This is a genomic window from uncultured Anaerofustis sp., from assembly GCF_938029165.1.
GTDB lineage: Bacteria > Bacillota > Clostridia > Eubacteriales > Anaerofustaceae > Anaerofustis.
Genome location: NZ_CALHFB010000042.1, coordinates 58,429 through 72,477, shown reverse-complemented (window position 1 = coordinate 72,477; position 14,049 = coordinate 58,429). Strand labels below are relative to the sequence as shown.

Below are 14,049 nucleotides of genomic sequence, written 5' to 3'. Positions count from 1 at the left end.
ACAGAATGTTCAGGAAGAACTAAGGATTTCTTTAGAATTAAATGCAGCCCTAGAAATTAAATTCATTCTCCCAGTTAAAATCTCCTGATTCTTCAATGCTTTTAGGCCAATGTTCGCACCAAAAAGGTACACTTGGATTTTCAACTCTATCTAAACTTGGTGTATATGGTTTTATATCCAGTACCGGACTGTTATTATACGCGTCTATATAATATGTCTTTATTATTCCCTCATTCAAGTCTATATCTGCAATATCAATAACGGATACTGCTATAGGATTTGGTCTGAACGGTGAACGTGTTGCAAATGTTCCCATTATGTCAGGTGAATTTTTATATGGACTTTCGACCTCTACTATTTTTCTATATTCCTCTTTATCATTTTCGCTGAACCACCAAATAATTTCTGCATGAGAAAAATCATTTAATTCTTTTAATCCATGGATATATTCTTTATCCACCCTGATATACATCATATCATTACTTACTTCGATTTTACCTATAGGATTTACTTTTAAATTTTTATTCATTTTGTTTTACCTCCGTTTTATATATCGAAAGTATAATTCCTCACACGGTGTGAAGGTCAAGAGGTTTTTATAAGAGGGATTTGAAGTTCTGTTAAATATTCCTCAGGATTAGTGCTATTAAACGGACCTATATGGCATATTTGTCTTGTAGGGTTTTTGATTTTATAATAATTATGATTTTCCAGCCACTTTGCAAAATCATAATAATACTTTCCTATATTACTGAAATCGCCGTAGGCCATTATTGAAGCCATGTTTTCTGCTTCTTCTGTTTGTATGTATTTAAAATTTCCGTCATCTTGGTTTGATTTATTTACACATACCCCTACCGCTATATCTATATTTTCTTCTTTATGTTCCTCATCATAAAAAAAAGTTATGCATTTGGGATCTTTTTCTATTTCTATATCATTTTCATTTATATATTTATTTAATTCTTCCCATAATTCACTTTCATGAAAATATGTTTTTATTCTTTTTCTAAGTATGAGCATATTATAACTTGGGATATTCTTGATAATTATATTAGAATGTATATCAAATTTATTTTGATTGATATCTTTTACAGCAGTATCAATTTTATTGATTTTTTCTTTAAGACCATATATTTGATCATATAAGTTTTTCTTTTTATTATTTAGCTCTTTAATAAAAATCTCTTCATTTTCCTTATTTAATATATCTTTTATTTTTTTTACCGGGAAATCCATATCTCTTAATAATAATATTTTTTGAAGTGTTTGAATTTGTTCTACCGAGTATAATCTGTAATTAGTAAATTTATCCACCTCCATAGGCTTCAATAAATTCACTTCGTCATAATATCTGAGCATCCTAACGGATACTTGTGTCAACTTAGAGAACTCTCCAATTTTAAACATTTTAAATCTCCTTAAAAAAACAATCCCACTATAGTGGGATTAAATTTATCTGTAATAAATGTCATCTTCTGTTAAATTTTTAATAACATTATTATATTTTATTAATTCTTTTTTTGCTTCTTCCAAATCAAGTTCTTTATAATTTCCGCACTCTATTTCAGACTGCCCCGGTATATCTCCTTCATAATCGCAAAGTATATTTATTGTCTCTTTCACTAAATTGATTACTTCTTTATGTGTAAGTCCCAATGTTAAAAGATAAAACCCTGTTCTGCATCCCATTGGTCCGAAGTAAATTACATTATCACTAAATTTTGAATTTCTTAAATGAGTTGCACATAAGTGTTCTATTGTATGAAGTGCCTTATTTGATAAAAAAGGAGGTGTATTGGGTTTTATAAACCTTAAATCATATGTTATAACTCCCCTGTCTTCTCTTGATAAATAAATACCGGGTTCTAATTTTGTATGATCCACCATAAAACTTGCTATCTTTTCCATTTTTCTCTCCTAATATTCAATTTCTATGTATATTTTAACATAGTATTACAAAAAACATTATAAAAGAATATAAATATTTGTTTTTGTGATTATTCCTGTTTAATAAATGGTAAATTAATGTTAGAATTATAACTAAGATATAAAATATAAGGGGGTGAAAATAATGAAAGAAGTTTATGATTTTCTTAAAAAAAGCGAAACTTATTATTTAGCTACAGTTGAAGGTGACCAGCCAAGAGTCCGCCCTTTCGGTACAGTCAATATTTTTGAAGATAAACTTTATATTCAAACAGGTAGGGCGAAAAGTGTAAAAAAACAAATCGATTTAAATCCAAAAGTTGAGATATGTGCTGTTTATGGGGAAAAATGGCTGCGTGTTGAAACTAATTTAGTTGAAGATGATAGGATAGAAGCTAAAAAAAGTCTTCTCGATAATTATCCGGATCTTAAAAATATGTATTCTGCAGAAGATGAAAATACTGTTGTTTTTTATCTTAAAGATGCAGTAGCTACATTTTATTCGTTTACAGATGAACCTGAAGTGATTAAATTTTAGGGATAATATATTTACATAGGTATTGATATATTTTCTATATAAATAAAAAATGGACAATCAACTTTTGCTAAGGGAATATTTCTTGATTATCCATTTTATATATTGTTATACAACAACAATTATATAGCTATTATATCAATATAAGTTTGAAATTACAACAATTTTAAGTGATTACTTAATAATATTCGAGTAAATACTTGAATTGCGAAAAAAAACAATTTTTATGTAATAAAAAATTGATTAAAATAAAAAAATAATATATATTATTTATATATGTATTATTTGGAAAGGTATATTCATGAAAAAAGGATATATTACCAGTCAACTTATATTGGAAAATACAATTGATTATGTTGCTAATTATGGTTTAGAAAATGTTACAACAAAAAAAGTTGCAAATGAAATGAATATTTCAGAAGGTACTATTTTATATCATTATAAAAATAAAAAAACTTTACTTAGGGAATGTCTATATTATGTTGATAATAAGATAGATAGTGCATTAAAAGAGGTATCTTTTTGGGGATTTAATTTACCTAAAGGTATAAAAGAACTTTGGTATAAATATTTTGAATATTTAATAGCTCATGGTAGTTATACTAAATTTTATTTAAGTTACAGACAGTCATCATATTATGATGAAGAGACTATGAAAGGTCAAAATAAATCATTTAACTTTTTTACCAAAATAGTAAAAAAAGTTATGCCCAAGCTTGGTGCTGATCCTGAAATATTTTGGGTATATTTAATAGAGACGACCTTAAATTTTGCTGTTAGAGTATCAGATAAGCAAATAGAAAATAATGAGCAAAATATTGAAAAGATATTTAAAATAATTTTTTATGGTATCAATGGTATTACTAAAAATCATAAAATTGAAGAATTTAAATAATTAAAAAAACATTTAATCATTGATTAAATGTTTTTTTGTTTAATTAAGGTTAAAAAGTATAAAATTTCTATTTTTAGCAAAACTAGTATTAATGAATTTTTATCAAAGGAGAGTTTAATGAAAGCAACTGGAATTGTTAGAAGAATAGATGATTTGGGTAGAGTTGTAATACCAAAAGAAATAAGAAGAACACTAAGGATCAGAGAGGGAGATCCTTTAGAAATATATACAGATTCACAGGGAGAAGTGATTTTAAAAAAATATTCTATGGTCGGAGAATTATCAAATTTTGCTCAGGAATACGTAGATAGCTTATCTCTTTCAGCTAAAGTCACAAGTGTTATATGTGACAGAGAAAATATTGTAGCGGCTTCAAGCGGAGATAAGAAAGAATTGATGGATAAAAGAATCAGTAAAGAATTAGACAGAGTAATATCAAAAAGACAGCTTGTAACATCTTTAAACGGTGATTATGATATCGTAAGTGATAAAAAGAATGAGCATGTATATGAGGTTATTTCCCCTATTGTGGCAAACGGAGATCCTATAGGAGCAATAGTATTACTTAGCAAAGATAAACATGCACTTCCTATTGAACAAGCTAGTCTGCTTGCTAAGACAGGTTCTATTTTCTTGGCTAAACAGCTTGAACAATAATTTACTAAAAATTATATAAAAAAAGAACTTATCATTAAGTTCTTTTTTTATTTTTTTTCACTTAAAAATAATCCTATCAATACTAATATAGTTCCAATAATAATACTTAAAGTTATGTTTTCTTTAAGTACTATAAAAGAAGTTATTATCGTTATCACGGGAACGATGTAGATATAAGCACTTGTCTTTATCGTACCGAGTATCTTTATTGCAGTATTCCAGGTTACAAAACATATTGAACATGCCCCAATTCCTAAAAATAATATATTAAATATCACTGTGAAATTATTAAACAAAGATAAATCAAATGTAAAGTCAAAAAAAGGCAGCATTACTGACATAAATATCAGTCCATAAAAGAATATCCTTCTGGTACACTGAATTATATTGTATCCCAGTTCACTGATTTTTTTGCTAAGCAGTGAGTAAACAGCCCATATCATTGCTGCCAGTAAGGCGAGAATATCTCCCATAGGTGAGAGGCTGACATTATTAGCATCTTTAAAGCTTATAAAAATAATTCCGCTTATAGCTATAATAAATCCTATAAAAAAATTTTTATGAAGGCTTTCGCTTTTTATGAATATACTTGATAAAATTGCCGTAAAAAATGGAGCTACCGAAACGAGCACCCCAACATTAGATGCAGAAGTATAAGTAAGCGCGGTGTTCTCAAATAAATAATATAAACTTACTCCGCTTAAACCCGCAAATATAAAGTATATCTCTTCTTTTCTTTTCTTTAATTTTAATCTTTTAGGATACATCAATATTAAAAATATAAAGCCCAGAAAAAATCTATAGAATAATATTTCAATTGGCGTAAAAGTTTTAAGAAGAATTTTAGTTGAGATAAAGGTTGTTCCCCAAATAAAAATCGTTATAAGTGCCAATATATGTCCTTTTGCTTTTTGCTCCATTTCTCCCCCATTATTTAAATATATTTTTATACTCCCCGGGTGTTAATCCTGTAAGTTTTTTAAATGTTTTAGTAAAATGACTTTGGTCTGTAAAACCTAGTTTTAGTGCAACTTCTACAATGTCGTTATTAAATTTTAATAACTCTTTTGATTTATTTATCCTGATAGTTTCAATATATCTGTACGGTGTTATTCCCTTTATTTTTGTAAAACTTCTTATTACGGAGTATTTATTCAAGCCTGATATTTCACTTAGTATATCAAGGGAGATAATTTTATCGTAATTTTCTTTAATATAATTTTCTATGGTTTGAATTTTAATATTTTCATTAGTTATTTCAAGGCTTTTATATTTAGAATATTTGTCTATTAATTCATCCATAAAAAGAATAAACAATTCTTCTCTTTCCATCTCATTTTCATTTTCCATAATCATATCATGAACTTTTATGAATTGCTTTGCGAGTCCCATATCTTTTATTATGGGATATTTGAATTTTAGAGTATTTTTATCCTTTATGATATATGTAAGATATTCCATGCTTTGTTTTGGTATATTTACTGCTATGTATTTTAGCAATGAATTATCTTCGTTTCTGCAGTCATGATTATCGTAAGGATTAAATAATATCATATCATCACTTTTTATATAATATTTTTTTTCTCCGTAAGTTAGAGTCCTGTTCCCTTCATTTATGAGACCTATTACATAATGATCATGAAAATGATTGGGAAAATCCTGAGTTCCGTCACTGAAAATATAAGCTTCAATATTTAGTGTTTTATCGAATATAATTTTTCTATCATTCATTTTTTTCACCCAATTTAATTTACCATTTAAATTTTTAATAGTATTGTACAATATTGATAAATCTATTTAATTATATATTTTTTATCATCAAAAATCATTGAATTTAACTAATTATTATAGTTATAAAGTTTCTATATATGAACATACGTAAGGATAAACTAACAATTTTATTTTTATTGTCAAAATATATTGCATTTATGTGACATAAGTAATATTATAATGTTAGCAATAAGTTGCTGAGAAGCAGAAGATTATATAGTAAAATGATAAAATTCTAAATATATGATCCATTATGTGTTAATAGCCAATTTCACTTCTGCTTCTCTAATGTAAATTTTTCTTGATATATCATTGTCAAATATAGAAAAATTTGGTATAATAAATAAGCAAATTTTGTTTGAAAAGTTAATAAATCGGAATAAACAGAAATGTCTTTTAAGATATTTCTGTTTTTCTTTTATAAATAACTATAATGAAAATAAGCTTGAAATAGATTGTTGTAGAGGTATATAATTAATTAATAAAATTTAAAGGAGAAATAGTATGGATTATAGAATTTTTCTTGATACTGCAAATGTAAAAGAAATCGAAGAAGCTTTAGAAACTGGAGTTGTTTCCGGTATTGCCACAAATCCCAATAAGATGGCTAATGTCGGCAGAAAATATGAAGATGTTATAAAAGATATTCGTTCGTTTTTTGACGGTCCTATTGCCGTAGAGGCAATCCCTACGGAAACCGAGGAAATAATAGAAGAAGCAAAAAGATTAAATGATTTATCAGAAAATATTGTTATTAAAATACCTGCCAATAAGAAAGGCATAAAAGCTATAAATAAATTGATTCCTATGGGAATAAAGACTAATGCAACACTTATATGCAACCCCGGTCAGGCACTTACAGCAGGACTTGCCGGCTCTCCTTTTATAAGTCCTTTTATAAGCAGAGTTGATTATATTGGTCATGACGGAATGGAATTATTTAAAAAAGTAAGACAAATGTATGACTTCTATGAAATAAAATCTGTTGTTATCGCCGCAAGTATCAAAAACTGTAATGATGCTATAGAAGCTATTCTTGCCGGTGCGGATTCACTTGCACTTACCTATGAAGTGTTTAATCAACTATTCGATCACCCTATAACTGAGGACGGAATAAAAAAGTTTACTCAGGATTATAATTCTATTTATGGTAAGTAATATAGATATATTTAATAAATTTATAAATATAAAAATTAAAGGAATGTCTCTAGTATGAAAACATATATAAGAGATAATATGATTTTATTGGTATACAAATTTTTTTATTATGATTATTTGAAAAAGACTATTTTAAAACTATTGAAGTTGAAAAGTAATATGTTTTGTATATTAAATATGAATTTATAGAAAATTGTATGAGAATAAATATAAAGAGTTATTTTATATAGTTAATATATTAATAATTAAATGAAAAAAATATAATGATAAGGTGATTAAGTTCGTCGTAACTGAAATAATTAATAGCATTAAAAAGACCTCATGTGAGGTCTTTTTATTTTATATAATTGCATCAACAAAGTTATCTACATCGAATTCTTCCAAGTCTTCAAGCCCTTCTCCGAGACCTATATACCACATAGGCGGTTTGTCTTCTCCCGCAAGTGATACTATGACTCCTCCTTTGGCACTTCCGTCTAGCTTTGTCATTATGATCCCGTCTACTTTAGCACTTTCGTTAAAACTTTCTGCTTGTATTACGCTGTTTTGTCCCGCTCCGGCGTCAAGTACCAAGACCGTATATAGATTGTAATCTCCTTTGAATTTGTCACAAACTCTGTAAATTTTATTTAGTTCATCCATTAAATTCTTTTTGTTTTGAAGTCTTCCCGCGCTGTCCGCTAATATTATATCCATATCTTTAGCCTTTGCCGAATCCAAGCAGTCATATATCACGCTTGCGGGATCCTGTCCCTGAGAGCTCTTTACTATAGGTACGTTGAGTCTTTCTGCCCAAGTAGCCAGCTGTTCGCTTGCGGCGGCTCTGAAGGTATCTGCTGCAGCTAAAATTACTTTTTTATCTTCTTTTATAAACTTATTTGCAAGTTTAGCTATCGTTGTGGTTTTCCCTGCCCCGTTTACACCAATGAATAATATCAAAGCGGGTTTTTTGATTTCCCTGTCCCATAAATTTAAATTAAGTCTGTTTCTAATTTCATCTTTTATTAAATCATATAATTTATTTATATCTTTTACATCTTTTTTTGTTGCATTTTCCTTGACATTTTCTATTATTTCTTCACTTACGTTAAAAGGGATATCACTAAGTATCAACACTTCGATTAGCTCTTCATATAAATCATCATCTATTTTATTTGATGAAAAAACATCTTTTAATTTCGATAATAAACTTTTTTTTGTTTTATCTAAACCTCTATTATATTTTTCGTTAGGCATTTTTTATTTGACCTCCTTCATGGATATCTTTTAGTTTAACACTTACAATTCTAGTTATACCTTCGCTTCCCATTGTAGCTCCGTATAACACATCGGCAATACCCATTGTTATTTTTCTATGTGTTACGATTATAAATTGATTATCATTGATTATTGATTTTAAATAGTTACAAAACCTTGCAACATTTGCGTCATCAAGTGCTGCGTCGATTTCATCCAAAACACAGAATGGTGCTGGTTTCAATTTAAGTATAGCAAAAATCAATGCAATTGCCGTCATTGATTTTTCACCGCCTGAAAGTGAAGATATATTTTTAAGTTTAGTTTTCGGCGGTTGCGCTACTATGTCGATACCGCTTTCCATAATATCATCCGGATTGGTAAGTATTAGTTTTGCACTTCCTCCGTTGAATAGTTTTTTAAATACATTATCAAATTCAATATTTATATTATCAAATTCTTTTATAAATCTTTCCTCTATTTTAGAATTCATATCTTTAATAATATGTAATAATTCTTCCTTTGAATTTTCCAAGTCATTTTTTTGTTCACTTAAAAATTCAAATCTTTCTTTGACTTCTTTGTACTCTTCGATTGATTCAACATTTATATTACCAAGTTTTTTAATATTCGATTTTAAATCTCTTACTTTAGTCTCGATCTCAAGCATATTTTCTATAGGTGCTTTGAATTCCACAGCCTGCGAGTATGTAAGATTGTAATCCTCGACAATCCCTCTTTGCAGATAGTCAAATTCCAATGTGGTTTTATCTTTTTTATTCTCAAGCTTTTGAATTCTTTCGCTTAAAGCAAATCTTTCTTCCTGTAGATTTTTTAGTTCTATATTTACTCTGTCAAAGTCTTCGCTATTTTCTTTTTTCTTTTCAATCAAAGATTTATAATTATCATCCAAGTTTTGTTTTAATCTGTCGTAGTCATTGTCTATTTCTTTTGCTTGTTCTATTTGTTCTTTTAATATCAAAATATTATCTTCGTTTTCGTCTATTTCTTTTTTGCTATCTAATAAAGACTTTTCAATATCTTTGATATTTTTATTTAAATCATAAATGGAAGAATTATAATTTCTAAGTTTTTCTTCTTCCTTATAAAGTTTAAGCTGTTCATTGTTTAATTTTGTAGCCATTTCGAGATATTTATCTTTATATAATCCCAGAGAAATCTTAGATATTTCATCTTTTTTTTCTTCTATTTCCAAAGCCAATTTTTTTACTTCTTCTTTTGATCTTTCATTCATTTCATGGATTTTTTTATCCGCTTCTTTTAAGTTTGATATTTTCTTTTTATTATCTTCAAATGTTTTTATTAAATTTTCCAGCTGATCTTCTTTGTCTCTGTTTTTATCTTCTTCTTTGCTTATGATTAGAGTAAGCTTATTAATTTCTTCGGCTTTGATTTTAAGTTCTTCATCTTTTTCTCTTAATTTTTCATCAAATAAGCCGCCTTTTTTAAGATGTTCATTATAATCTTTGACGGCTTGTTTTATTTCATTCTCTAATTTATCTATTTTATTTTTTCTTGATAATAGTCCTTCATCTCCGCGTTTATTTTGCCCGCCGACTAGAGCGCCTCCGGGGAATAATACTTCTCCGTCTAAAGTAGCTATTTTATATTTGTGTCCGCTTTTTTTAGCAAAGTCATTTGCATTATTTAAATTATCAAATATTAAAAGAGTACCTAAAGCATTCTTTATAATATTTTCAAATTTTTTATCGTATTTGACTAAATCACTGCCTATACCTTCGAAACCTTTTGCAGATGTTATAGAGGAATTTAAGTTACAAATTTCTCTTGGTTTTATTATATTATGAGGAAGGAATGTTATTCTGCCCCACTTGTTTTGTTTTAATGCTTTTATTGCCTTTGATGCGGTAGCTTCATTTTTTACTATTACGTGTTCTATGGTAGAAGCAAGAGATTTTTGAATTGCATCCATATACTTTTCTTCTACTGAAATTAAATCCCCTAATGTTCCATATACTTCATTTTTTAATTCACTGTTTGATTTTGAGTATTCAAAGATTTTTTTGATTGCAAATTTATAGCCTTCTTTGTTTTCTTCGTATCCCGAAAGTATGTCTTTTTGTCCTTTAAGAAGCTTTACTCTATTATACTTATCTAAAAGTTCTTCTCTGAAATCTGCTTTTGCTTCTTCGATTTTATATCTTTCTTCCAATAATTTATTATTTTCATCATCGAGTTTATCGAGCTTTTCTTCATTCTCGGAATTATCCACATTTTTAAGTGAATTTTCCAGTTCTTCTATGTTTTTTTCTAAATAATCATTTTCTTCTTCTAATTTCGTTTTGATAAATTTATTGTTTTCTATTCTGTTTAAGCTGTCGGATAATAAGCCTTCTTTGTCCTTTAATAATCTTTCCTTTGTCTTTAAGTTTATATTTTCTCTTTGAATAGCATTTTCCGTTTCGTTTGAAATGCCTTTTAATCTTTCAACTTCTTCCTTGAGTTTATTATATTCTTTTGTCAATTCATCAAATAAAATTTTCTGCTCATTTAATAAGCTTATAGTTTCTTTTTTCTTATTTTCTATAGTTTCTTTTTCTTCTTTTAACCTTATTATACCTTCTTTTAAACTGTCTATATTACCCAGGTGAGTTTCTATTTTATTTTTATTTACTTCAACTTCAACTTTTGAATTTTCATATGTAGAAATAAAATCATGAATTTCTTTGTTTGCATTATTTATTTGTTCGTCAAAAGTATTGATTTTTAATTTAAGTTCGCTGTATTTGTCACCCAAAATAGAGATACTTTCCTCTTGTTCTTTTAAAGTATCTTTCATGATTTTTTCGTCTTCATCTAATTTAGATAATTCTTCTTTATATTTGTCTGCTTTATGCACAAAGAGATTAAGTTCCAAACCTTTAAGTTCTTCACTAAGTTCTATATATTTTCTTGCTTTTTTTGAATTTCTTTTTAAACTTGGAAGTCTGCTTTCAAGTTCGCTTATTATATCTAAAATCCTGTATAAGTTATTTTGTGTTTTATCAAGCTTTCTTAAAGCTTCGTTTTTTCTTGTCTTATATTTTACTATCCCTACGGCTTCTTCTATCATCAGTTTTCTGTCCACTGCTGAATTATTAACTATACTTTCTATCTTACCTTGAGAAATAATTGAATAACCTTCTCTGGACAGCCCCGTATCCATAAATAATTCATGAACGTCTTTGAGTCTTACCGCATTTTTATTTATATAGTATTCGCTTTCTCCCGAGCGGTACAGTCTTCTTGAAACATTCACTTCACTGTATTCGCTTGGTAAGATACCTGTTGTATTATCTATAGTTATACTGACGAACGCATACCCAAGTGCTCTTTTTTCTTCTGTTCCGGAAAATATGACATCTTCCATCTTGCCGCCTCTTAGAGTTTTTACTCTTTGTTCTCCCAGAACCCATCTTATTGCGTCGACGATATTGCTTTTACCGCTGCCGTTCGGACCTACTATCCCCGTAACTTTATTATCAAAAATTATTTCGACTTTTTGTCCAAAGGACTTGAAGCCATATATTTCAACTTTTTTTAAATACATTTATTACCGCCTAAATCAGTTTAAGTTTTTTTAGAGTGTTTAAAGCTGCGTGCTGTTCCGATTCTTTTTTATTTTTACCTTCGCCATGTCCCATATCTTTATTATTTAATATTACTTTTGAAGTAAATATTTGATCGTGTTCGGGACCTTTGATTTGAACGAGTTCATAACTGAAATCTTTTATATTTTTTGAATGTACATATTCCTGAAGAAGTGTTTTATAATCGTAAGTCAAATTTCCGCTAATTGCCTTTTTTATTACATCGGATAATAAATTCAGTGCTATCTTACTTACTTTTTCGTAATCGCTGTCTAAATAAATTGCTCCGAGCACAGCTTCAAAACAGTCGGCAATAATATTTTTTTTGTATTTACCTCCGCTGTGCATTTCCCCTTTACCGAGCATGATAAATTCTCCAAGCTCTAATTTCTCCGATGCGATAAATAATGAGTCGGCACAGACTATCAGTGCTCTGAGTTTTGTAAGAACTCCTTCTTTTTTATTTGTAAGGGTTTTATAAAGATATGCACCTACGCATAAATCCAGCACTGCGTCTCCGAGAAATTCCAATCTTTCATTGTTTTGTAAAGCCTTATTTTCATTGCTTTTTGATGAATGAGTAAGGGCAACTTTTATCAATTCTTTATCTTTAAATTCATAACCTAATTTTTGTTCTAATTTTTCAATCTCCATATTTCTACCTCATAAACTATGTAAAAAATCACAGAAATCATTCCTTCAATTTTTTAAATAGTTTAAGGCTCCCTTATAAGGAGCCCATTTTCTATTTTTATTAATTTTATAATGCTTCTAAATAATCAACTACATCTTTAACAGTCTTCATGTCTTCTAATTTGTCTTCTTCGATTTCTATACCGAATTCATCTTCGAAATCTGCGATCAGTTCGATTAGAGTAAGTGAATCAACATCTAAATCATCTGTAAAAGAAGTTTCCATTTTAACTATGTCTTCATTCACCTCTAACTGCTTAACGATAATATCTCTAACTCTTTCAAAAATCATTGGTGATATCCCTCCATACGTATTTATAGATTATTATATATATACTTATATCATATATTCCTTATTTAGCATAGATATTTTTAATTTTTTCTAAAACTTCATTTTCTTCAAATTTTATGGCTTGCCCAATTGCGTTTTTAAATGCTGTTTCATCAGAATTTCCATGGGCTTTAATGATACCACCGTTTACTCCGAGAAGAGGTGCTCCGCCGTATCTCTTAGATGATAATTTAGCCATTTCTTTGTTTAAGACACTTTTTGTTAGTACATAACTTAGTTTTGTCTTAGTATTGGTATAGAAAACATCTTTTAGTATGTCCTTCATCAAGTTTCCCATACCTTCTATTGTTTTTAGGATAATATTTCCGGTAAATCCATCACATACTATAACGTCATTATCACTGTTCATTATATCTGTTCCTTCCATATTCCCTGCGAAATTTATATCTTCTGTTTCTTTTAATACTTGATGAGTTTCTTTATATAATTTATTTCCTTTTTCTTCTTCGCTTCCAATATTTGCAAGGGCAACTTTGGGATTTTCAACTCCCATAACGTATTTCATATAAATACTTGACATTGAAGCAAACTGTTTTATATATTCGCTTGTGCAGTCTGCATTTGCTCCGCAGTCCATAAGCAGGATAGGCTTCTTCCTTGCAGGAAGGACTGCTCCGAGAGCCGGTCTTTTTACGCCTTTTATTCTTCCCGTAACCAGCACTCCCGCTGAAAGAACAGCTCCCGTACTTCCCGCTGTTACAAGAACGCTGTTGCGGTCTTCTTTAATAAGATTTGCGGCAACTACCAAAGATGATTGTTTTTTTCTTCTTATTGCCAAAGCACTTTCATCGTGGCAGGTTATTTCTTCCGGTGCATGGATAATGCTTATCTTATCCATACTTAAGCTATTTTTATCAAAAACTTCCTTGATTTTTTCTTCATGACCTACTAATGTGATTTCTCTGTTGAATTCTTTAACTGCCAGTACAGCTCCTTTGACCATTGCGTCGGGAGCATAGTCTCCGCCGAAAGCATCTACATATATCATATCTATACCTCTTTATATAATATTTTCATTTAAAAAATTTAATTTAATTTAAAATAATTTTAAATTAAATTAGTATCTAAACCGGATTATATCATAATTATAGCTTATTTTCCAGCACTCCAGCTTTACTTTATAGGCTATTATGTGCGAAATAAAATGAAATATCACAAAATAAATAAAATAATTTTTAAGATATAGCTCTTAAAAAATTTTATAAATCAGTTA

14 protein-coding genes are annotated in these 14,049 nt (G+C 28.7%); 4 read left to right on the top strand and 10 right to left on the bottom strand.

The features are described from left to right. Positions 1-49: 49 nt before the first annotated feature. Genes Q0516_RS07795 through Q0516_RS07785 form a run of 3 tightly spaced genes read right to left on the bottom strand, consistent with a single transcriptional unit; the run spans position 50 to position 1,911 of the window. Complete coding sequence (locus tag Q0516_RS07795) at positions 50-529, bottom strand: SAM-dependent methyltransferase (protein ID WP_294467242.1); 480 nt, start codon at positions 527-529, stop codon at positions 50-52. A gap of 56 nt (positions 530-585) precedes the next feature. After that, complete coding sequence (locus tag Q0516_RS07790; protein ID WP_294467240.1) at positions 586-1,410, bottom strand: MerR family transcriptional regulator; 825 nt, start codon at positions 1,408-1,410, stop codon at positions 586-588. A gap of 45 nt (positions 1,411-1,455) precedes the next feature. After that, complete coding sequence (locus tag Q0516_RS07785; protein ID WP_294467238.1) at positions 1,456-1,911, bottom strand: S-ribosylhomocysteine lyase; 456 nt, start codon at positions 1,909-1,911, stop codon at positions 1,456-1,458. A gap of 163 nt (positions 1,912-2,074) precedes the next feature. Here Q0516_RS07785 and Q0516_RS07780 point away from each other — a divergent pair, with 163 nt between their 5' ends. The 3 genes from Q0516_RS07780 (at position 2,075) to Q0516_RS07770 (ending at position 4,016) form a co-directional block, all read left to right on the top strand. Beyond that, positions 2,075-2,467, top strand: coding sequence for a pyridoxamine 5'-phosphate oxidase family protein (locus tag Q0516_RS07780; RefSeq protein WP_294467235.1), 393 nt, complete (start codon positions 2,075-2,077; stop codon positions 2,465-2,467). Positions 2,468-2,765: 298 nt separating this feature from the next. Then, positions 2,766-3,359 (top strand): TetR/AcrR family transcriptional regulator, encoded by a 594-nt coding sequence (locus Q0516_RS07775; protein WP_294467232.1) that lies wholly within the window; start codon positions 2,766-2,768, stop codon positions 3,357-3,359. Between the two features lie 117 nt (positions 3,360-3,476). Beyond that, complete coding sequence (locus Q0516_RS07770) at positions 3,477-4,016, top strand: stage V sporulation T C-terminal domain-containing protein (protein WP_257480163.1); 540 nt, start codon at positions 3,477-3,479, stop codon at positions 4,014-4,016. Between the two features lie 47 nt (positions 4,017-4,063). Here the strand turns inward: Q0516_RS07770 and Q0516_RS07765 are convergent, their stop codons facing one another. Both Q0516_RS07765 and Q0516_RS07760 read right to left on the bottom strand, forming a co-directional pair. After that, positions 4,064-4,936: a DMT family transporter gene (locus Q0516_RS07765; protein WP_294467227.1), complete on the bottom strand. Its 873-nt coding sequence runs from the start codon at positions 4,934-4,936 to the stop codon at positions 4,064-4,066. Positions 4,937-4,946: 10 nt separating this feature from the next. After that, positions 4,947-5,747, bottom strand: coding sequence for an AraC family transcriptional regulator (locus Q0516_RS07760; protein ID WP_294467223.1), 801 nt, complete (start codon positions 5,745-5,747; stop codon positions 4,947-4,949). 543 nt (positions 5,748-6,290) lie between these two features. Here Q0516_RS07760 and Q0516_RS07755 point away from each other — a divergent pair. Next, a complete protein-coding gene (locus Q0516_RS07755) occupies positions 6,291-6,944 on the top strand; it encodes a transaldolase family protein (protein ID WP_294467221.1) in 654 nt (217 codons plus the stop codon). Positions 6,945-7,283: 339 nt separating this feature from the next. Here the strand turns inward: Q0516_RS07755 and ftsY are convergent, their stop codons facing one another. The 5 genes from ftsY to plsX all read right to left on the bottom strand — a co-directional run bounded on the left by ftsY (position 7,284) and on the right by plsX (position 13,824). Beyond that, complete coding sequence (ftsY, locus tag Q0516_RS07750) at positions 7,284-8,180, bottom strand: signal recognition particle-docking protein FtsY (RefSeq protein WP_294467218.1); 897 nt, start codon at positions 8,178-8,180, stop codon at positions 7,284-7,286. Then, the gene (gene smc, locus Q0516_RS07745; protein ID WP_294467215.1) at positions 8,173-11,751 is read right to left on the bottom strand and encodes a chromosome segregation protein SMC; all 3,579 of its coding nucleotides are present in this window, start codon (positions 11,749-11,751) and stop codon (positions 8,173-8,175) included. The genes ftsY and smc overlap by 8 nt, the downstream gene beginning before the upstream one ends. A 10-nt stretch (positions 11,752-11,761) precedes the next feature. Beyond that, positions 11,762-12,445 (bottom strand): ribonuclease III, encoded by a 684-nt coding sequence (gene rnc / locus Q0516_RS07740; protein ID WP_294467212.1) that lies wholly within the window; start codon positions 12,443-12,445, stop codon positions 11,762-11,764. 106 nt (positions 12,446-12,551) lie between these two features. Beyond that, complete coding sequence (gene acpP, locus Q0516_RS07735; RefSeq protein ID WP_257480171.1) at positions 12,552-12,776, bottom strand: acyl carrier protein; 225 nt, start codon at positions 12,774-12,776, stop codon at positions 12,552-12,554. 61 nt (positions 12,777-12,837) lie between these two features. Further along, positions 12,838-13,824: a phosphate acyltransferase PlsX gene (plsX, locus tag Q0516_RS07730; protein ID WP_294467208.1), complete on the bottom strand. Its 987-nt coding sequence runs from the start codon at positions 13,822-13,824 to the stop codon at positions 12,838-12,840. Between the last annotated feature and the right edge of the window lie 225 nt (positions 13,825-14,049).